At 71.7% G+C, this 18153-nt stretch carries 17 protein-coding genes; 7 read left to right on the top strand and 10 right to left on the bottom strand.

All coding sequences use genetic code 11. The features are described 5' to 3' along the window. The first annotated feature begins 2 nt into the window (after positions 1-2). The 3 genes from UW392_RS61370 to UW392_RS61380 are packed head-to-tail and all read left to right on the top strand — an operon-like array spanning position 3 to position 1227. Complete coding sequence (locus UW392_RS61370) at positions 3-239, top strand: hypothetical protein (RefSeq protein WP_320784213.1); 237 nt, start codon at positions 3-5, stop codon at positions 237-239. Beyond that, positions 236-577, top strand: coding sequence for a hypothetical protein (locus UW392_RS61375; protein ID WP_320784214.1), 342 nt, complete (start codon positions 236-238; stop codon positions 575-577). The genes UW392_RS61370 and UW392_RS61375 overlap by 4 nt, the downstream gene beginning before the upstream one ends. After that, a complete protein-coding gene (locus UW392_RS61380) occupies positions 574-1227 on the top strand; it encodes a hypothetical protein (RefSeq protein ID WP_320784215.1) in 654 nt (217 codons plus the stop codon). The genes UW392_RS61375 and UW392_RS61380 overlap by 4 nt, the downstream gene beginning before the upstream one ends. Before the next feature lie 111 nt (positions 1228-1338). Here UW392_RS61380 and UW392_RS61385 read toward each other — a convergent pair whose 3' ends face one another. Then, on the bottom strand, positions 1339-1596 hold the full coding sequence (locus UW392_RS61385) for a helix-turn-helix transcriptional regulator (protein ID WP_320784216.1): 258 nt from the start codon (positions 1594-1596) through the stop codon (positions 1339-1341). A gap of 618 nt (positions 1597-2214) precedes the next feature. Beyond that, positions 2215-2559: a hypothetical protein gene (locus tag UW392_RS61390; RefSeq protein ID WP_320784217.1), complete on the bottom strand. Its 345-nt coding sequence runs from the start codon at positions 2557-2559 to the stop codon at positions 2215-2217. A gap of 206 nt (positions 2560-2765) precedes the next feature. Here UW392_RS61390 and UW392_RS61395 point away from each other — a divergent pair, with 206 nt between their 5' ends. Continuing rightward, a complete protein-coding gene (locus UW392_RS61395) occupies positions 2766-5408 on the top strand; it encodes an ATP/GTP-binding protein (protein WP_320784218.1) in 2643 nt (880 codons plus the stop codon). On the opposite strand, the gene UW392_RS61400 is transcribed toward UW392_RS61395, so the two are convergent. Continuing rightward, positions 5398-5847, bottom strand: a complete 450-nt coding sequence (locus tag UW392_RS61400) for an ATP-binding protein (RefSeq protein WP_320784219.1) — start codon at positions 5845-5847, stop codon at positions 5398-5400. The two genes, UW392_RS61395 and UW392_RS61400, sit on opposite strands and share 11 nt — an antisense overlap. 167 nt (positions 5848-6014) lie before the next feature. Here UW392_RS61400 and UW392_RS61405 point away from each other — a divergent pair, with 167 nt between their 5' ends. Beyond that, positions 6015-6929 carry a helix-turn-helix transcriptional regulator gene (locus tag UW392_RS61405; protein WP_320784220.1) on the top strand — a complete coding sequence of 305 codons (915 nt, stop codon included), beginning with the start codon at positions 6015-6017 and terminating at the stop codon, positions 6927-6929. After that, positions 6892-7011 carry a DUF397 domain-containing protein gene (locus tag UW392_RS61410; RefSeq protein ID WP_320784236.1) on the top strand — a complete coding sequence of 40 codons (120 nt, stop codon included), beginning with the start codon at positions 6892-6894 and terminating at the stop codon, positions 7009-7011. Before UW392_RS61405 ends, UW392_RS61410 begins: the two co-directional genes overlap by 38 nt. A gap of 36 nt (positions 7012-7047) precedes the next feature. On the opposite strand, the gene UW392_RS61415 is transcribed toward UW392_RS61410, so the two are convergent. The 6 genes from UW392_RS61415 to UW392_RS61440 all read right to left on the bottom strand — a co-directional run bounded on the left by UW392_RS61415 (position 7048) and on the right by UW392_RS61440 (position 13835). Further along, positions 7048-7398: a hypothetical protein gene (locus tag UW392_RS61415; protein ID WP_320784221.1), complete on the bottom strand. Its 351-nt coding sequence runs from the start codon at positions 7396-7398 to the stop codon at positions 7048-7050. Positions 7399-7542: 144 nt separating this feature from the next. Beyond that, positions 7543-8148: a hypothetical protein gene (locus UW392_RS61420; protein ID WP_320784222.1), complete on the bottom strand. Its 606-nt coding sequence runs from the start codon at positions 8146-8148 to the stop codon at positions 7543-7545. A 137-nt stretch (positions 8149-8285) separates the two neighbouring features. Beyond that, on the bottom strand, positions 8286-10403 hold the full coding sequence (locus tag UW392_RS61425) for a peptidoglycan recognition protein (RefSeq protein ID WP_320784223.1): 2118 nt from the start codon (positions 10401-10403) through the stop codon (positions 8286-8288). 179 nt (positions 10404-10582) lie between these two features. Next, positions 10583-11674, bottom strand: coding sequence for a PucR family transcriptional regulator (locus UW392_RS61430; protein ID WP_320784224.1), 1092 nt, complete (start codon positions 11672-11674; stop codon positions 10583-10585). Positions 11675-11732: 58 nt separating this feature from the next. Continuing rightward, positions 11733-13271, bottom strand: coding sequence for a flotillin family protein (locus UW392_RS61435; RefSeq protein WP_320784225.1), 1539 nt, complete (start codon positions 13269-13271; stop codon positions 11733-11735). 54 nt (positions 13272-13325) lie between these two features. After that, positions 13326-13835, bottom strand: coding sequence for a hypothetical protein (locus UW392_RS61440; protein ID WP_320784226.1), 510 nt, complete (start codon positions 13833-13835; stop codon positions 13326-13328). A 276-nt stretch (positions 13836-14111) separates the two neighbouring features. Between UW392_RS61440 and UW392_RS61445 the strand changes: the two genes are divergently transcribed. After that, a complete protein-coding gene (locus tag UW392_RS61445) occupies positions 14112-16178 on the top strand; it encodes an NAD-binding protein (RefSeq protein WP_320784237.1) in 2067 nt (688 codons plus the stop codon). A gap of 71 nt (positions 16179-16249) precedes the next feature. Here the strand turns inward: UW392_RS61445 and UW392_RS61450 are convergent, their stop codons facing one another. Beyond that, the gene (locus UW392_RS61450; RefSeq protein WP_414497634.1) at positions 16250-18025 is read right to left on the bottom strand and encodes a S9 family peptidase; all 1776 of its coding nucleotides are present in this window, start codon (positions 18023-18025) and stop codon (positions 16250-16252) included. Between the last annotated feature and the right edge of the window lie 128 nt (positions 18026-18153).

Below are 18153 nucleotides of genomic sequence, written 5' to 3' on the forward strand. Positions count from 1 at the left end.
CCATGCTCTACCTGTCCACGGCAGACAGGCAGATCGGAGCCGTAATGCGCCAGCGCACAAGCCGCTTACTCGTCGTTGACGGGCCGGTGTCCTTCGCGCGCCTGCACGGCCGGGCCTGCTGGTACTGCGGCGCGGTCTCGCGCAGCATGCGAGCGGTGGGCCGGGTGCAGCGGGCGGTCGGCGCCCGGGTGTGGACGATCGTCTCGTGCGGCTGCCACTCCAAGACGGTGGTCTTGTGAGAGCGCAAACGGTCTCACCCGAGGCGGTGGAGCTCCTCGGCCTCCCCGGTCTCGACGGTCTCACCGACGACCAGGTCCGCGGCGCCGACTGCGTGTGGTGCCGGACCGGGCTGTCGATCGAGACGGCTGTCGACCTCGGCGAGCTACAGAGCCCCCTGGCCGGCACGACGTCGGAGCACGGTACGCGGTGGTTTCCCCGTGCGGATCGCCGCTGCATCGCCCCCCGCGCGCGCCGGGCTCTCGACAGCCATACCCCGATGTGCGAGCAGTGCGCCGACGAGCGCGCGATCTGCCCGGTCGGCCGCATCCTCCAGCAGCTGGCGAAGGAGCAGCGATGACACTGGCTCCCCTGACGTGGCGCGGCGTGCCCGTCCCCTTCATCACACCGTGGAGCGCTGAGACCCCGCGGACCCCACAGTTGAAGGCAGCCCGGCGGCGCCTCGCCTACACCGACGAGACCATCCACGACCGCCATGGCGACGTCCTGTGGATCCGCACCCCCTACGCCCGCGGCACCGGAGCACCTGAGTTCGCTGGCATACACGCCATGCGGCAGCGGCAGGCGATCACCCGGGACCTGTGCATGATCTGCGGCGTCTCGGTGAGCGGCTACTGCGGCGGGAAGTACCTGTTCCTCCTCGCCGCGCGCGACGGCCGGCCCATCCGCGAGGGCGAGGTGACGGCCGTCCCCCCGATCCATCCCCATTGCGCCCGGATCGCGACGCAGCACTGTCCGCACCTGCGCCGCGGCTGGGCTGCCGCGCTCGTCGCCTACGCCCCGAACTGGGGGGTCGCCGGGATCTGCTACTCGGAGCGCACCCTTCAGCCGCTGCCCGGACCGCCGAGCGACCCGGAGGGCCTCACCTACGTGGAGTACGTGAACCGGCCACAACTGATGTGGATGGTGGCCGCCCGCGCGGCCGTGGCGCTGTACGAGGTGGAGCCGGTGTCCGACCTGACACGGCTGGCGGAGACAGTTCCTCTCTGACTCCCGCCCGCGCCGTGCTGAGGACCGGCGCCGGCGGGATGGCCGCCTGGGCCTGCGTCACCCGGGCGGCCCGGGCCCGCCGCCGGAGGGCTGCCGGTGGCGGGCCATCGACTAGGGCTGTTCCTCGGGCAAGGGGCGGGTCAGGGCGGAGACGTCGACACCGATCGCGCCGGCGATCCGGATCAGCGTGTCCAGCAGAGGTGAGGCGTGTCCGTTCTCGATCCGGCTGTAGGTGGCCACGTCGATGCCCGAGCGTCCGCATACGTCGTGCTGGGTGAGGTTGTGGTGCTCGCGCACGAGGCGGATCTGTTCTCCGACCTGTCGTCGACGGGTGAGGACCGGGTCGTCGGGCGGGGTGGTACGCGGCACGCGTCCACGCTCCCGACACCATGATCAAAAAGGATTAGGGCGGACCCTAATCTGTGTGATCTTGGTTCGGGTCGGGCATGACCACAGAGTCCAACCGGAATGGGAACGTACGTTTGATTAACTGGTGATCCTCGATCGGACGCCCGAACGGCACATGGGTGGTGACACCCATTTCCAGGAAGTTGGCAGCGCCGGATCCCACCTGGCGGCAGGGTGCCGCCACCACAGACGCCGGGTCTACGGCTGGCCCCCTCGGCCCGGCTGGGGCGGTCTCACGCCAGTGAGGCCGCCCCTTCTCTATGCTGGCCTCTCAGCCAGAGGCGTCGCCTCGCGTACGTCTGCCGTCATCTGGGTGCGAACTGGGTGTGACCCGGGTGTACTGAGACGTCGCCAAGCTGATCTGAGACGTACGGCAGGCGTCGCCACGCCCTGAAAGGGGAGCTTCCCGTGGGGGCTACGACCTGGGCGAATAGCCGCTACAGTGCAGGTCAGAACGCACAGAATCGAGAGCACGAGTACGGCGCCCCCTGTCTTCGGGACGAAGAGGTCGTGGGTTCAAATCCCGCCACCCCGACGCTGGTCAGAGGGCCTGGTGCGTAACTTGCACCAGGTCCTTTGTCATGTTCGGGTGCCGGTGCTCAGGCGGCGCAGGACGTAGGCCGCGCCGCCGACTCCGGCGAGGACCGCCGTGACCAGTGCCGCCCATGCCCAGAGCGGCAAGGTGTTGCCGTCCTCCTCTTCGCTGGAGCGGTCCCCGGGGGCCGGTGACGGTGACGAAGCCACCGGGGTGGATGGGATGTCGGCCGACGAGACGTGTGGGGCTTCCCGTACGGACCCGTGCGGTTGCCCGCTCTGCGCGATGACCGCCTGGACCCTGTCCGGCCGCTGCGCGTCCGCGTCGAGGGGGACGGGGACGGCGACGAGGAAGACCAGGGTCAAGGCAGCGGTACGGAACATCATCATGCCCTCAGGGTTCGCGGCTCCGGCGGTACGGCCCATCGGGCGACCGGGCGGAGTCGGACGGTCGGTCGGCGGGTTTCGCGCCGGCCGACCGGTCTGTGCGCGGCTTCGTGCCGGTTCCGGACTTGTTTGGGTGTTCGTATGCGTGCGTAGATTGAGGAGAGTGATCACCGGGGGAGGCGGCCATGGCAGGGCGGGATCTTCGTGCGTTGTTCAGTTCCAATGACCGGAGCATCGCCGCGGAGGAGGCGTTCACCAATCGGCAGGCTCAGTGGCGGGCGGTGACGGGTGGCCTTGCTGAGCATGTACGGGACGTGACGCGGGACGGCTTCGACGTCGAGGATCTCGAACGGCCTCGCCGTAACGTCCTCGTCTTCCACGGTGTGGGCGGCATCGGGAAATCGACGCTCTCCCGCAAGATCGAGGCTGCGCTCGCCCACAGTGATCAGCGGCCCGCGCAGTGGGAGTCACCGGCGTATCCGGAGGAGCGGTTACTGCCCGTCCGGATCGATCTCGCGCACTCCGCGGGGACCGACTTCGAGCGGGTCGTCCTCAGCATCCGGCTCGCCGTCGCCTCGCTCGGCCGGCCCATGCCCGCCTTCGACCTCGCCCTGCGCCGTTACTGGGAGCACAACCACCCCGGCGAACCGCTGGAGGAGTATCTGCGCCGCGGCGGGCTGCTGCGCCGGTTCAGCGACGCCGCCGCGCTGCCCCAGCAAATGCAGTCCGCCCTCAGTGACGTGGCGCAAGCCCTGCTGCTGCCCGGCACCGTCGGAGGTGCCATCGGGCAGGGTGTCGGCGCGCTCGTCGGCGCCTTGCGCGAGCGGCGGGCGTCCGTACGCGCCCTCGCCGGGTGCGCGCGTCTCGCCGACCTCCTGGAAGCCGAGCCCGACCTCGACGCCCTCAGTTTCTATCCGCATCTCCTCGCCTGGGACCTCGCCCAGCTCCCACCCGGCAAGAGCGCCCTGCCCGTGGTCCTGCTGGACACCTTCGAGGACACCGGCGATCGCACACACCGCGACTTCGAGCGGCTCCTCCAGCGTCTCGTCTGGCTCATGCCCAACGTCTTTTTCGTCATCACCGGACGTAACCGTCTGCAGTGGGCGGAGGCAGGTCTGGAGGGGCAGCTCGACCGGGTGGGGGCACGGTCCTGGCCCGGTCTGGCCGTCGAGGAGGCCGTCGCCCCCTCCCACCAGGTGCTCATCGGCGACTTCTCACCCGACGACTGCGAGGACTACCTGGCCCGTCGGCTCCGTCGCGACGGGCAGGCCCTGATCGACGAGCCCGTACGCCGGATCATCGCCCAGCGTTCCCACGGGCTCCCGCTGTACCTGGACCTGTCGGTCATGCGCTTCCTGGAACTGAGCCGTGGCGGCAGCCGGCCGCAGGCCGGCGACTTCGACCACGACTTCCCGGCCCTCATCGCCCGCACCCTCAGCGATCTGACCGCCGAGGAACGGCATGTGCTGCGCTCGGTCAGCCTTCTCAGCTCGTTCTCCGTGTCCCTGGCCACCGAGGTGGCCGGCATGGACCACGACGCGCCCGCCCTACGGCTCGTCGAACGTCCCTTCATCCGTGAGTCGTTCTCCGGCACCTGGCCGTTCCATCTGCACGACCTCATCCGCTCCGCCATCCGCAACGCGGAGGACGGCAGCGACGACCGCTGGTCCCAGCAGGACTGGCAGCGAGCGGCCGAGCGCGCGTTCCGTGCGCTGGAGGCACGGTGGCGGCAGGGGCAGCGACGTGACCGTGCCGTCCTCGTCAGCTGTCTGCAACAAGGGCTCGGGCTCGCCCGGGACTTCGCGTTCCAGCTCGGCTGGCTCGTCGATGCCTCGTTCCAGTACGTCGCGGACTCCGTGTGGGAGCCGCTCACCCTGCCGGACCCGGGCAGCATGGGGGGCGGCGGGCCCCGGACCGCTGCGGACGCCCTCGTCGAGACGCTCAGCGCCATCGCCCGGCGCCAGCACGAACACCGCGAGCGTACGGCGAGTCGGCTCTCGGCCGTCCTCGGCTCGGGGCTGCTCCCACCGGAACTCGTCGAACTGCCCGCCTACTACCTGGCCAAAGCCCAGCGAGACCTCGGGCTCACCGCCGCCTCCCGTCAAGGCATGCAACGCGTCGCCGCCGCCGGGGGCCGCCTCGCCTTCGACGCCGGACGCGGTCTCGCGCACCTCAGTCGGTTGGCCGGGGACTTCCCCGCAGCCGTGGAAGCGGCCGGGAGACTCGGCTGGGCGGGGCGGCATCAGCGGGTACTGGCCGACGTGTGGTGGCTCCAAGGAGACATGGACAGGGCGGCCGCCGCCTATCGCGCGGGCCGTGGCGAGGCCGAGGAGCACGGCGCGGTCGGCGAGGCCGCGATGTGCCAGGCCCACCTCTCCTTCGCCGTCGCCTTCACCGACCCCGCCGAGGCCGACGACGAGATCGACCTGGCGGGCCGGTTGCTGTCGCCGCTCAGCCAGCGGTCCGCGGAGATGACCGTGCGCCTCGCCGCCCTGGCTCGCGACGCCGGGTATGCCACAGACCTGCCCGACCGGGCCGCCGTCCTGCTCGCCGAGATCGAGACGTCCGGCATCTCCTACGCCGCCGCCAAGCTGCAACTCGTCCTGTGCTTCCACCACGCACTGGTCGGCGCCCACGACGAGGTGGAGGCCGGCATCTCCCGCCTGCACGACCTCACCCACGGCGGCGACTACGCGTACTTCGTCGAGATCGCTCACTTCATGGCCGGTCTCCCGCTCCCCCCGGACATCGCACGCGCCCAGTGGATCGACGGCGAGGAGCAGACCCGCGAGCGGTGGCGTGGAATGGTCCGCACACGTCCCGCGCATCCCTCACGTCCCCTCACTCGATGAGTGAGGGAACCGAGGGAGTTACGTCCAGTTCCGCCCACACCGTCTTGCCCACCGGGTCGCCCGGGGTCACGCCCCAGCGGATCGACAGTACGTCCACCAGGAGCAGGCCCCTGCCCGACTCCTCGTCCGGGGTGGGGGGCGGTGCGGTGAGCGGCAGGGGTTTCTCCGTCGCCGCGTCCGCCACCTCTACGCGCAGCAGGCATGTGGTCGTGTCCAGCGTCAGACTGACGCCGAAATCGCGGCCCGGGACCCTGCCGTGGCTCACGGCGTTCGCCGTCAGTTCGCCCACCACCAGCGCCACCGCGCAGGACGCGTCCGTCATCGGGGAGTAGCCCCGCTCCCCCATCCACCGCACCGCCCTGCGCCGGGCCAGGTGCGCGCCCTCGGGCGTCGCCGCGTACCGCTGCGTGAAGTGGGTGGTGGTCGTTGTCGTCGGCACGGGTCGTCCGTCCCTTTCCTTCAGTACACGGGTCGTCACGAGTCGTCACGTTTCGTGTTCAAGAGTCGGCCGATCGCCCTACGCTCGGAAGGTGACACCGCCTTACCCTCCCTGTCGTAAGGAACGGACGTGATCCCTTGGCCAGCGAAATCGACCCCAGCGCGTCGATGGCCGCCCTCTTCGGTTCACGGGTGCGCCGGCTCCGGCTCGCCGCCGGGCTGACCCAGGCGCAACTCGGGCTGCTCACGCACGTGGTGAGCAGCCGGATCACCCAGATCGAGCGTCTCTCCGGAGCGAGACCGACCCTGCCGCTCGCCCGCGCCCTCGATGCCGCCCTCTGCGCGGACGAGTTGCTCGTCGAGCTGTGGCCCCACGTGTACCGGGAGACCTTCCCCGACTGGTCCCGCAAGTTCATGGAGTATGCGGAGCGGGCGGTGGTTGTGCGCGAGTACTCCGCCCACCTGGTGCCGGGTCTGCTGCAGACCGAGGCGTACGCGCGCGCCGTGCTGCGCGTCGGTCGCACGCTCAGCAGCGCGGAGCAGTTGGAGGAGCGCGTCGCCGCGCGTATGGAGAGGCAGAAGCGTCTTGCCGCTCCTGACCGGCCCGAGCTGTGCGTGGTCCTCGACGAGGCCGTGATCAGACGGGCGGTGGGCGGATCGGCGGTGATGCGTGAGCAGTTGGACCGATTGCTCATCGCCGCGGCGGAGGACCGCATCACCGTCCAGGTGCTGCCGTTCGACCAGGGTGAGCACGACGTGATGGGTGGGTCCCTGACGCTGCTGACCATGCCGGACGGCTCGGTCAACGCCTACACGGAGGGTGCGCACTACGGCCAACTCGTCGAGGAACCGGACGAGGTCACGCGCTTCACACTGTCCTACGATCGGCTTCGGGCGGCAGCACTGCCCCCGCTCATGTCCCTGGACATGATCCGGTCCGTGAGGGGAGACGATCACCGTGGAGCGCAGGTCCCGTCCCGATCTGAACGACGCCGCCTGGCGCAGGAGCAGCTACAGCAATCAGGAGGGCGGCAACTGCGTGGAGGTGGCCGCCGGCCTCCCGGCTCTCGTCCCCGTCCGTGACAGCAAACTCCCGCACGGCCCGGTGCTCCGGTTCGGTGCCGGCTGCTGGAGCGATTTCATAAGCGGCCTGAGGAGCGCTTAGAAGGTCACACGCTCCCGTGGGTGAGGGCTTTTCGGGTCACGACGTCAGCGTGACCCGTCGGCCGCTGTCGTCGGAGTGCACGCACTCCTGGTACGGGTTCGGGGTGCCCTGTTTCTCCTGGCAGTGCCAGGTGGCCCCGCCCGCGTCGACTGTCGCCGCTGCGCTGCCCGACCCGGTCCACGTTCTGGTGTAGGCGCCCGCCACCTTCGACGCGGTGGCGCAGTCGGTGCCCTTCGCGGAGAGCCCGAGCCCTGTGGTCTGCTCGGTTCCGCACTGAGCGGTGGGTGCGGCAGGTGCGGCGGCGGTCGTCGCCGTCGCCGCACCTGAAACGGTCAGCGCGGCGGCCGACAGCGCTGCGGCCGCGGCGCATGTTCCCAAGGCGTACATGTGCGGGCTCCCTGTTCCGGTGACGTCCGGTGACGGTGATACCGGTCCCCACTCCAGCGTGCCCACACCCCTGCCGCCGCTGCCACTCGGGCGGCCGGACCGGCGGAGTACCCGATCGGCCGCCGATGGCCCTGCTCAGCCGATTCAGCCGATGTCGAAGTCCATGTTCGTCACGTACCACGCGTCATCGAGCTTCGAGGACTCGATGCTCACGTTCAGCTGGCCCTTCTCCAGGCCCGTGGAGTTGGCCAGGATGATGTCCTCCAGGGTCTTGCCGTCCACGGTGACCTTGTCGGCGGGGTACTCCGCCTTGTCATCGGTCGGCGGGACCTCCGTGACCTCCACCTTCGGGTTCTCCGTCGGGGGGTCGGGAGTGAACGACTCCTGGAACTGGGCCACGCTCTGCTGGATCTGCTTGCCCTGCGTGGAGTCGTCGGCGCACGTCTCCTCGGAGCCGGTCTCGGGCGGGCTGCCCGCCTCGCCCATCAGCAGGCACGCCTGCTTCGCCTCGCCCTTGACCACCGCGGTCACCCACGCCGCGACCGTCTTCTCGGGCGAGGACTGGTCCGCGGTGGAGGCCCCGGAGGACGACTCGTCCTGCTGGTCCGCGGAGGCGCCCGACGCCGCCGCCGACGACCCGCTCTTCGCCGGCTCCGGGTCGGCGGTCGTGTCGTCGCCACCGACCGAGCAGGCCGTCAAGGCCATGGCCGCCGCCGTCGCCGTCAGCAGCCCGGCGGCCGCCCTGCCCACGTTTCTTCCGCTCTTGCGCACTAACACCGCTCCGATCGTCCCTTCGGCCTCGGTGGCACCTCTGGTCGAGGTGCCACCTTCAGGAAGCGAAGACGTGTTCGAGAGCGGATCGGTTTCGCCCAGCGGGCGGACCGGCGCTACTTCAGGTAGACCAGGCCGTCCGTCGTGATCGCCGGACGGCCGCTCGTGCCCGCCACCACGATCTTGATCTTGTGCTTGGCACTGCTCGACCAGTTCTTCGTCCAGATCGCCTGGCGGTACTTGGTGGCGCTGGACTTCAGGTCCACCGTCGCCGTCTTCGTACCGTCGACATAGACGTAGACCTTGCCGGACGACGAGGCGCGCGAGACCACCAGCGCCGCCGAACGGCCGGTGAACGACCAGGTCAGGCTCGCGTTCTTCGTCGAGCTCGAGTACGACTTCCCGCCGAGGTAGCTCTTGGAGGACTTCGTGGTCCAGGTGCCGCTCTTCGTCGCGGCGCTTTCCTGGAGGATCATCGGCGTGAACGACGGCGACGACGTGCGGTAGTTGCCCGCCCAGTCGTAGGCACGCATCGACCAGGTGGAGGCCGAACCGGACTTGGCGGTCTTGTTCGACGTGGTCGTGGTCGGGCCGTAGGTGGCCGTCGTCGGGGACAGCAGCTTCACCTGGCGCAGCGCCGCGTTGTCCGCGGCCTTCCAGCCGAGGGCGACCGGGACGGCGGACGTCTCGACGGTGCCGGTGCGCAGCTTCAGGCTCGGCGACGTGCTGAAGGTCGGCGCGGTGGTCTCCGCCACCACGTTGACCGCTGTCGTCGTCGCCGTCTTGCCCGACTGGTGGACCGCCCGTACGGCGACGGTGTGGGTGCCCAGCGGCAGGGTGACCGTCTTGGCGGTCGACGTGGCCGCGGCGGTGGCGGCCGTCTTGCCGTCGACGACGATCTCGAAGTTCTTCAGCAGGCTGCTGGGCGTCGACGTCGACCAGCGGGCCTTGACCGTGCCCTTGGTGTAGTACGTCGAGCCGGACAGCCCCGTGCTGTCGAGCGCCGTCAGCTTCAGGCCCTGCGCCGGGCCCGACGCCAGGGTGCGGATGGTCGGGAGCTGGGCGTAGATGCCGTTGCCCGGGCACTCCGAGTTGAATCCGTCGCGGTGGCCGGAGATCCGCTTGAACGAGTACTGCGTACCGGCGGTGTACGACGTGCCGAAGTAGTTCTTCTGCGTCGCGCCGGCGGTCAGCTTGACCGACGAGTTCGGGTCGGCGCCGTACTGTCCGAGCTTCCAGGCCGCCACCCGGGCGATCGACGCCAGCGTGGCCGCGGGGGCGCCGGTCGAGCCGTCACCGAGCACCGCGACGCTGGTCGCCTCGCGGTTCCAGCCGTAGGTGTGCGCGCCGAGGACCGGCAGGTCGATGCCGCCCTTGCGGCCCTCGTAGAGCGTGCCGCACTTGTCGACGAGGAAGTTGTAGCCGAGGTCCTTCCAGCCGTTCGTCTTGACGTGGTACGCGTAGATGCCGCGCACCAGGGCCGCCGAGTCGGCGCAGGAGTAGTCGTTCGTCCCGGCCGTGTGGTGGACGAAGACCGCCTTGACGTCCTCGTTGTACTCGGGTTCCTCGGGGCTCATCGACTCGTCCGCGCCCCAGCCGGCGCGGGAGACCACCGGCGGCTGGGGGACGGACGACTCCGGGGCGGCGCTGGGAGCCGTCCCTTCCGTGGTCTCCGTCTCCGTCGCCGTCGGGCTCGGTGTCACGTCCGCCGCGAACGCCGCCGGCTCCATGCTCTGCTCGGCCTTCGTCACCACACCGGGGTCGACCAGGTTGACCTCGAACCCCTTGGGCAGGCCGGAGCCGGTGGTGCCGTCCTCGTGGACGACCTGGACCTCGACGCCGTCCGACGGGCCGGTCCACAGCGGTTCCGTCGCGCCGCGCTCCTCGGAGTCCGCCTCGGGGACCTCCACCGGGTCGACGCCGGTCTCCAGGTCGCGCCAGCCGGACCACGTGCCGCTCTCGGCGTCGCGGGTACGGACCTGGATCGTGCCGTCGAGGCTCGCGTCCGCGTCCTTCCAGGAGACGCCCAGCAGCGAGAACTGCTTGGTCTCCGTGCGCGGCAGCTCGCGCTTCGCGCTGCCGGCGGCCTTCAGCGCCAGGTCGTACGTCTTCACCGGCCGCTTGGCCCTCAGGTCGGGCCCCTGGTCGGTGGACGGGCTGGCGGCGGCGTACGTCACGATGCCACCGCCGCCCAGGACGACCGCGCCGAGCGTCAGCCACGCCCGTCTCTTCATGGTCAGCGGTCTGTACGCATGCGACGCGTGCGTCGCACGCGCGGTACGCCGTTTCACAGGCGAAATCCCCCCACACAGGGCCATTACGGCCAGAAAAGAAACAGAAACAACAGCGACAACAGGAAGTGAGACAACTCAGGAGGCAGAAACGTTGTGCTGTGACGGGGTGCCAGTTGTGTTCAGAGGGGATTGGCCGGCCAGCCCAGCAGCCGTGCCCCGATCACCGCGGTCTGGAGGGTGTAGCGGTGCACCGGGTCGTACGGATCGGCCCCGGTGATCTTGTGGATGCGCTCCAGGCGGTAGGTGAGCGCGCGCACGCTCAGCGAGAGGCGGCGGGCCGCCTCCGCCGCCACGCACCCCGAGTCGAAGTACGCGGTGAGGGTGTCGAGCAGCGGCTGCGCGCCGCCGCGGGCCCCGCGCAGCGGGCTGAGGGTGTTCTTCACCAGGTCGGCCATGGCCTGGCGGTCCCGGGTGAGGACCGGGTAGACGAGGAGGTCGGCGGCGCGCAGGACCGGTTCGTCGAGGTCGAGCCGCTCGGCCAGGTCGAGGGTGTTCAGCGCCTCCTCGTAGGACTGGACGACCCCGGCGGCGCCCGGCTGGGAGCGGCCGACGGCGACCTGGCCGCCGTCGGTCACCGCGTGCGCCAGCTTGGCGAAGAAGGTGAGGATCTCCTGCTGGTCGCCGGGGGCGACGCAGACCAGGCGGCCGTCCTTGGTGGTGAGGAGTATGCGCCGGTCGCCGAACCGGCCGATCAGCGCGGTCTCGACCTCCCGGGGCACGGGGTCCCCGTCGTCGTAGGCCACGGCGCCGCGCGCCACCGCGACCGCGTGCTCGTAGGCGAGCCGCAGCCCGTACCGCTCGGCGCGCTGGGCGAGCCGGCCGAGGTCGCTGCGGCCGTAGAGCAGGTCGTCGATGAACTCCCGGCGGGCCGCCTCCTCCTGCCGTACGGCGAGCCGCTGCGCCCGTTCGTACCCCTCGGCGAGCGCGTCGACTGCCTGGGCGGCCGTGGCGAGCACGCTGTCGGGTGAGATACCGGGGCCGGAGGGCCAGTTGGTGCGGGTGGCGTCGAGGTGGACGCCGACGAGGGCGCGCAGCTTGAGACCGGCCTCCGCCGCGCGCTCCCCCAGCGCGCGGCGCGAGTCGAGTTCGTCCCGGGTCAGACGGCGGCCGGTCGCGGAGGCGTCGGCGAGGATACGGGCGTATCCCTCCAGGTACGCCTCCGCCGCGTTCCGGTCCGGCACCCCGGCCCACCCCCCTGGTACGTGTGTCATGTCGCCGTCGGCGCCTTCCAGCGTAAAGGGGCAGCGTAGAGGGGGGTGGCGGGGGCGATCAGCCGGTTATCTCGACCTTGCCGTTGGCGGGCGGCTGCGCCGGGCCGTCGCCCTTGGCGGCGGACGCCGCGTTCCCGCCCGTGAGGTTCTTCAGGAGGTCGGCCAGGTCGACACCGGTCGTGGAGTTCAGCAGCTCCATGCCCTGCGCGACGTTGTCCGTGACCGTGCGGGTCAGGCGGCTCGCGCCGTCCGTGGAGATCACCGTCATCTTCTCCACGGCCGACAGCGGCTCAGACGCCTTGGCCACCACCTGCGGCAGCGCCTCGACGACCATCTGGAGCACCGCCGCGTCGCCGTACCGCTCGAACGCGTCGGCCTTCTTCTCCATCGCCTCGGCCTCGGCCGCGCCCTTCGCGCTGATCGCGGCGGCCTCCGCCTCGCCCTCAAGGCGTACCGCCTCGGCGATCGCCGCACGCCGGGCCCGCTCGGCCTCACCGTGCTTGAGACCCTCGATGGCCTCCGCCTCGGCCAGCGCGCCGCGGCGCTGCTTCTCGCCCTCACCGGTGAGCCGGGCGCGCTCCGCCTCGGCCTGGGCGCCGGCGATCTCGGCCGCGCGCTCGGCCTCGGCCTGCTTGACGCGGGCCACCCGCCGGGCCTCGGCCTCCTGCTCGGCCTCGTACCGCTTGGCGTCGGCCGGCTTGCGGACCTCGGTGTCGAGCTGGCGGTCCTTCAGCGCGGCCTGGCGCTCGGCGACCTTCTCCTGCTCGGCGAGGATGTCCTGCTGGCGGGCGGCCTCGGCGAGCGGACCGGCGGCGTTGGCGCGGGCCGCGGCCTGGTCGGTCTCGGCCTTGATCTCGGCCTGCTTCAGGTACAGCGTCCGCTGGGCGACCGCGATCTCCTCCTCGGCCTTCAGCCGGGCCTGCTCGGCGGCGCGCCGGGCGACCGCCTCGGCGATGTCGGCCTCCTGCTTGGCGCGGGCGGCCTCGGGCCGGCCGAGGTCCTCCAGGTAGGAGCCCTCGGTGCTGATGTCCTGGATCTGGAAGGCGTCCAGGACCAGGCCCTGACCGGAGAGGCTGGCCTCCGCCTCCTCGGCGACCTGTCCGGCGAAGGCGGCGCGGTCGCGGATGACGTCCTCGACCGACATCCGGCCGACGATCGCGCGCAGTGCGCCGGACAGCACCTCCTGGGTGAAGCCGACGATGCCGTCCTGCTGCATCAGGAAGCGCTGCGCGGCGGCGCGGATCGCGTCCTCGGTACCGCCGACCTTGACAATGGCGACGCCTTCGAGGTGGGCCTTGACGCCGCGCAGGGTCACCGCGCCGCGCACGGCGACGGGGATGTGCCGGGAGGACAGGTCCAGCGAGAACCGCTGCTGGACGAACGGCACGACGAAGACGCCGCCGCCGACCACGACCTTCTGGCCGCTGTTGTCGGTGAAGACGCGGCCGGTCTCGGGATCGGTGGCCTGCTTGCCGCGCCGGCCGGTGACGATGAACGCCTCACTCGGCCCGGCCACCTTGTAGCGGCTGATGACGACCAGTGCCAGCAGCACCACGAGTACGACGACTCCCAGCACCGCGATCAGAACAGGACTCATGGCTGTGCCCCCGTGTCGCAGAGAACGATAAAAAAGCGAAAAGGAAGGATGGGTTCAGGCGTCGGTCGGGCGCACGATCACCGAGGTGCTCGTCGGGACCGCCTCGACCCAGATCCGGGTGCCGCGCGGCACCGGTTCCGCGCTGCGCGCCGCGCGTTTGAGGGGCTGCCCACCGAGGTGGAGCAGCACCTCGCCGTACCCGTCGGCGGGGATGGCGGTGATCACCTTCCCCGAGGTGCCCAGCAGGTGGTCCACGGTCGGGGTGACGGCGGTCTGATCGCGCATCAGCGCCCGGCTGAAGCGGTACGTCGCCCAGCCCGCGCCCGCTCCGGCGACCACGCCGGCGGCCGAGGCGCCCGCGGCTCCGGCCACGCCGGTGCCGAGGACGATCGCGCCGGTGAACCCCGTCATCGCCACGAACCCGGCGATGACCGGCAGCGACAGCCAGCCGTCCAGTACGCCGTCGAGCGCTCCGTCGAGAACGCCTTCGAGCACTCCGTCGAAGACCAGCGACAGCGCGAGCAGCACGACCCCCGTGATGCCGAGGCCCAGAAACCAAGCCATGCGTGCCGTCCCCCTCCCGCGCCGTCGCCGACCTCCGGTGCCTGGGATTCTGGCATTCCGGGACAGGAAGCGTCATTGCCGGGTTCCGGCAATGTTCATGCGTCTTCGATGCCGCGTCTTAACGCCCTCTTAACGCCCTCTGGAACCACGCGTCGCGACGAGGCAGTCTTTCCCCTCGTGGCGATCACGACGAGCGTTCCGGGTCAGGGGCAAGGTCAGGGTCAGGGGCAAGGTCAGGGGCGGGGGCAGGGGCAGCAGGGCGCTGTGGCCGCGCCCATGGTGGTGTGCGGCGACGACGGACTCGCGCACCGGCTCGCCGCCGAACTGCGCGGTGTCTACCGCGAACAGGTCACCCTCGTCGTCCCGCCGTCCGGCCCGCGGGTGCGCCAGCCGGTCGTCGGGCGGGCCCGCGCCGCCTCCGCCGCGCTGCGGGACCTGGTGAGCGCGGCCGTCAACAGGACGGAACGGAGCGACCGGACGGGGACGGGGTCTGGAGCGGGGACGGGGACGGGATCGGGGACGGGTTCGGGGTGGCGGTCCGCGGCGGACACGGACACGGACCCCGGCACGGGCGGCTCGGGCGGCGGCGCGGGCGGTGGCGCTGCGGGCGGCGGGCCGGTGATCGAGGCCGGGGAGCCCACCGAGGAGGTCCTCGCCGAGGCCGGGGTGGGCCGGGCCGCCGCGCTCGCCCTCGTCTACGACGACGACGAGACCAACATCCGCGCCGCCCTCACCGCCCGCCGGCTCAACCCCCGGCTGCGGCTGGTCCTGCGGCTCTACAACCGACGGCTCGGCCAGCACATAGAGGAACTCCTCGACCAGGCCGCCGCGCTCGCGACGGGCGAGGCCCGCGCGCACGGGTACGACGCCTCCACCACCGTCCTCTCCGACGCCGACACGGCGGCGCCCGCGCTCGCCGCGACCGCGCTCATCGGCACCAGCAAGGTCGTCGAGACGGACGGGCTGATGCTGCGGGCGGTGGAACGGCAGCCGCCGCGTCCCGGCGAGGTCGCCGACCCCGGGCTGTGCACGCTGGCACTGCTGTCGGCGACGAGCAACGACCCGGCCGGGTCCGACGGTTCGGAGGAGAGCGGCGACCAGGGCCCGCAGCTGCTGCCCGACGCGGCGGCCGTGGCGCGGGCCACCGGACGGGGCACCGTCGCCCTGGAGCAGGTGTCGTACTCCGGTCCGCCGCTGCCCGTGCGGCGAGGGGTGGTGCCGCCGATCGCTTCGCTGTTCTCGCGCCGGCTCAGATGGTCGCTCGCGGGGGTGGCGGCGTGCGTGGTCGCGCTCGCCGTGTCGCTGAAGCTGGTCTCCGGCGAACACGCGCTGCACGCCACGTACGTCACCCTGCTCGATCTCTTCGCCATCAACGAACCCGCCCTTGACGGGTCGGTCGGCGAGCAGATCCTGCAACTCCTCACCGGGCTCATGGGCTTGCTGCTGCTTCCGGTGCTGCTGGCGGCGGTCCTGGAGACACTCGGCACGTTCCGCAGCGCGACGGCGCTGCGGAAGCCGCCGCGCGGGCTCAGCGGGCACGTCGTGCTGCTGGGCCTCGGCAAGGTCGGGACCCGGGTGCTGACCCGGCTGCGGGAACTGCACATCCCCGTGGTGTGCGTCGAGTCCGACCCCGAGGCGCGCGGCATGGCGACGGCCCGGCGGCTGCGGGTACCGGTGGTGCTCGGGGACGTCACGCAGGAGGGCGTACTGGAGTCGGCGAAGATCCATCGGGCGCATTCCCTTCTCGCGTTGACCAGTGTGGACACGACGAATCTGGAGGCCGTGCTGTACGCACGGTCGGTGCGGTCGAACCTGCGGGTCGTGCTGCGGCTCTACGACGACGACTTCGCCACCGCGGTGTACCGCACGCTGCGGGCGGCCCACCCCGGTGCCCTGACCCGGAGCCGGAGCGTGACGCACCTGGCCGCGCCCGCCTTCGCCGGGGCGATGATGGGGCGGCAGATCCTGGGCGCGATCCCGGTCGAACGGCGGGTGCTGCTGTTCGCGGCGGTACGGGTCGCGGGGCACGCCCAGTTGGAGGGGCGGACGGTCGGGGAGGCGTTCCGGGCGGGGGCGTGGCGGGTGCTGGCCCTCGACATGGAGGGCTCCGACGGCGCTGGCGGCGGCGGCGCGGGAAGCGGCGGGGCGGGAAGCGGCGGGGCGGGAGGCGGCGGTGACGCGGACGCCGGTCCGGAGGGCCGGGCGGTGCCCGGGGGCGGGCTGGTGTGGGATCTGCCGGACACGTACGTGCTGCGAGGGGTCGACCGGGTGGTGATCGCCGCCACGAGGCGCGGGCTGGCCGAGTTGCTGGGGCGGCGGGCCGGGCGGCGGGGTGATGTCTGAGGCCGGCGCCTCCTCACTCGCCGTGCCGTACCAGGGGCTCCGCCCCCGACCTCGCCGCCCGGGGAACCCGCCTACTCGCCCGGCAGGTGCTTCTCCGCGAACGCCAGTTCCAGCCTCAGTTGCTTGATGCGCTCGTCCACGACCAGGGAGCCGTGGCCCGCGTCGTAGCGGTAGACCTCGTGGACCGCTCCCCTCGCCTCCAGGCGCTTGACGTAGTTCTCGATCTGGCGGATCGGGCAGCGGGGGTCGTTGACGCCGGCCGAGATGTAGACCGGGGCCTCGACGTCGTCGACGTAGGTCAGCGGGGAGGACGCCTCGAAGCGGTCGGGGACCTCCTCGGGGGTGCCGCCGAGCAGCGTGCGGTCCAGGGCCTTCAGTGCCTCCATCTCGTCGTGGTACGCCGTGACGTAGTCCGCCACCGGCACCGCCGCGATGCCCACCGTCCACGCCCCGGGCTGGACGCCGATGCCGAGCAGCGTGAGGTAGCCGCCCCAGGAGCCGCCGGTGAGGACCAGGCGGTCGGGGTCGGCGAGACCCGAGGTGATCGCCCACTCGCGGACCGCCGCGATGTCCTCCAGCTCGATCAGCCCGACCCGGTGCTTCAGGGCGTCGGTCCACTCCCGGCCGTACCCGGTGGAGCCCCGGTAGTTCACCCGGACCACCGCGTAGCCGTGGTCGACCCAGGCCGCCGGGCCCGCGGCGAAGGAGTCGCTGTCGTGGTACGTCGGGCCGCCGTGGATGTCGAAGACCGTCGGCAGCGGACCCGTCGCCCCCGCCGGCTTCTGCACCAGGGCGTGGATACGGCCGCCGGGGCCCTCCACCCACACGTCCTCCACCGGCACCGAGCCGGGCGACCTCATGCCCGGGGGGTCCAGGACGACACGGCCGGTCGTGGAGCGCACCGCCGGCGGCTCGGCGGCCGAGGACCACAGGAACTCGACGCTGCCGTCCGGACGGGCCGTCGCCCCCGAAACCGTACCGGCGGGGGTGTCGATCTCCACCAGCTCGCGCACGGTGAGGTCGTAGCGGAACAGCTCGCTGCGCGCCTCGAAGCTGTGCACGATCAGCAGTCCGGTGCCGTCGGGGAACCACTCGGCGCTGACGTCGCCCGGCAGCTCCAGCGCCAGGTCGGTCTCCGTGCCCGTCGCCACGTCCCACACCAGGGGCTCCCAGCGGCCGCGCCGCTGGTGGCCGATGAGCAGACGCGTGTCACCGTCGACGGGAGCGAAGCCCAGTACCTCAAGGCCCAGCTCCTCGGTGCCGCCCCGCGTGTCGTCCAGCTCGGCGACCGCCGTGCCGTCCGGGCGCAGGACGCGCAGCGCCGAGTGCATCGCGTCCCCGTGCTCGGTGTGCTCCACGGCGATCAGCGAACCGTCGTGGGACAGGTCGCCGACGCCCGCCGACTCGCGGTGGCGGTAGATCTCCACCGGCGCGTCCTCCCCGCGCGCGAGGTGGATCGTCGTACCGTCCTCGTCCGTGGAGCGGCCGATCACCGCGGTCCGTCCGTCCCGGCCGAGGGCGAGGCCCGCCGGGTAGGACGGGTCGAGGCCGGGCACCGCCAGCTCGTCCGGACCGCCGGCGAAGGGCTGGCGGCGCCAGACGCCGAACTCGTCGCCGTCCTTGTCGTCGAACCACCAGATCCACGCGCCGTCCGGGGAGAGCACGCCGTCCGTCGTGCCGTTGGGACGGTCGGTGGCCTGGCGCTGCTCCCCGGTCGACCGGTCCCAGGCGTACAGCTCGTAGGTGCCCGTCACGTTGGACACGAACAGGGAGCGGTCCGGCGCGTCCTCCGCCCAGTCCGGCAGGGACACCCGGGGGGCCCTGAACCGCTTCTCCCAGTCGGGCATGGCGCCGCCCGACCCCGACCCCTGCTGCCGGTCCTGCCGGTCCTGCTGATCCTGCTGCTCTCGCTGCTCCTGCGGAACGGGCCCGTTGCTCTCAGTCATGGCCCCATACTGCCCCGCCTCGGACCTCC

It is taken from the genome of Streptomyces sp. CRN 30 (assembly GCF_034105845.1).

What these genes read in the sequence shown, in the direction of transcription:
- UW392_RS61370 (WP_320784213.1), top strand. Translation starts at nt 3, where the DNA reads ATGCTCTACCTGTCCACGGCAGACAGGCAGATCGGAGCCGTAATGCGC.
- UW392_RS61380 (WP_320784215.1), top strand. Translation starts at nt 574, where the DNA reads ATGACACTGGCTCCCCTGACGTGGCGCGGCGTGCCCGTCCCCTTCATC.
- UW392_RS61390 (WP_320784217.1), bottom strand. Translation starts at nt 2,559, where the DNA reads ATGATGATGTTCCGTACCGCTGCCTTGACCCTGGTCTTCCTCGTCGCC.
- UW392_RS61405 (WP_320784220.1), top strand. Translation starts at nt 6,015, where the DNA reads ATGGCCGCCCTCTTCGGTTCACGGGTGCGCCGGCTCCGGCTCGCCGCC.
- UW392_RS61415 (WP_320784221.1), bottom strand. Translation starts at nt 7,398, where the DNA reads ATGTACGCCTTGGGAACATGCGCCGCGGCCGCAGCGCTGTCGGCCGCC.
- UW392_RS61425 (WP_320784223.1), bottom strand. Translation starts at nt 10,403, where the DNA reads ATGAAGAGACGGGCGTGGCTGACGCTCGGCGCGGTCGTCCTGGGCGGC.
- UW392_RS61430 (WP_320784224.1), bottom strand. Translation starts at nt 11,674, where the DNA reads ATGACACACGTACCAGGGGGGTGGGCCGGGGTGCCGGACCGGAACGCG.
- UW392_RS61435 (WP_320784225.1), bottom strand. Translation starts at nt 13,271, where the DNA reads ATGAGTCCTGTTCTGATCGCGGTGCTGGGAGTCGTCGTACTCGTGGTG.
- UW392_RS61440 (WP_320784226.1), bottom strand. Translation starts at nt 13,835, where the DNA reads ATGGCTTGGTTTCTGGGCCTCGGCATCACGGGGGTCGTGCTGCTCGCG.
- UW392_RS61445 (WP_320784237.1), top strand. Translation starts at nt 14,112, where the DNA reads ATGGTGGTGTGCGGCGACGACGGACTCGCGCACCGGCTCGCCGCCGAA.
- UW392_RS61450 (WP_414497634.1), bottom strand. Translation starts at nt 18,025, where the DNA reads ATGCCCGACTGGGAGAAGCGGTTCAGGGCCCCCCGGGTGTCCCTGCCG.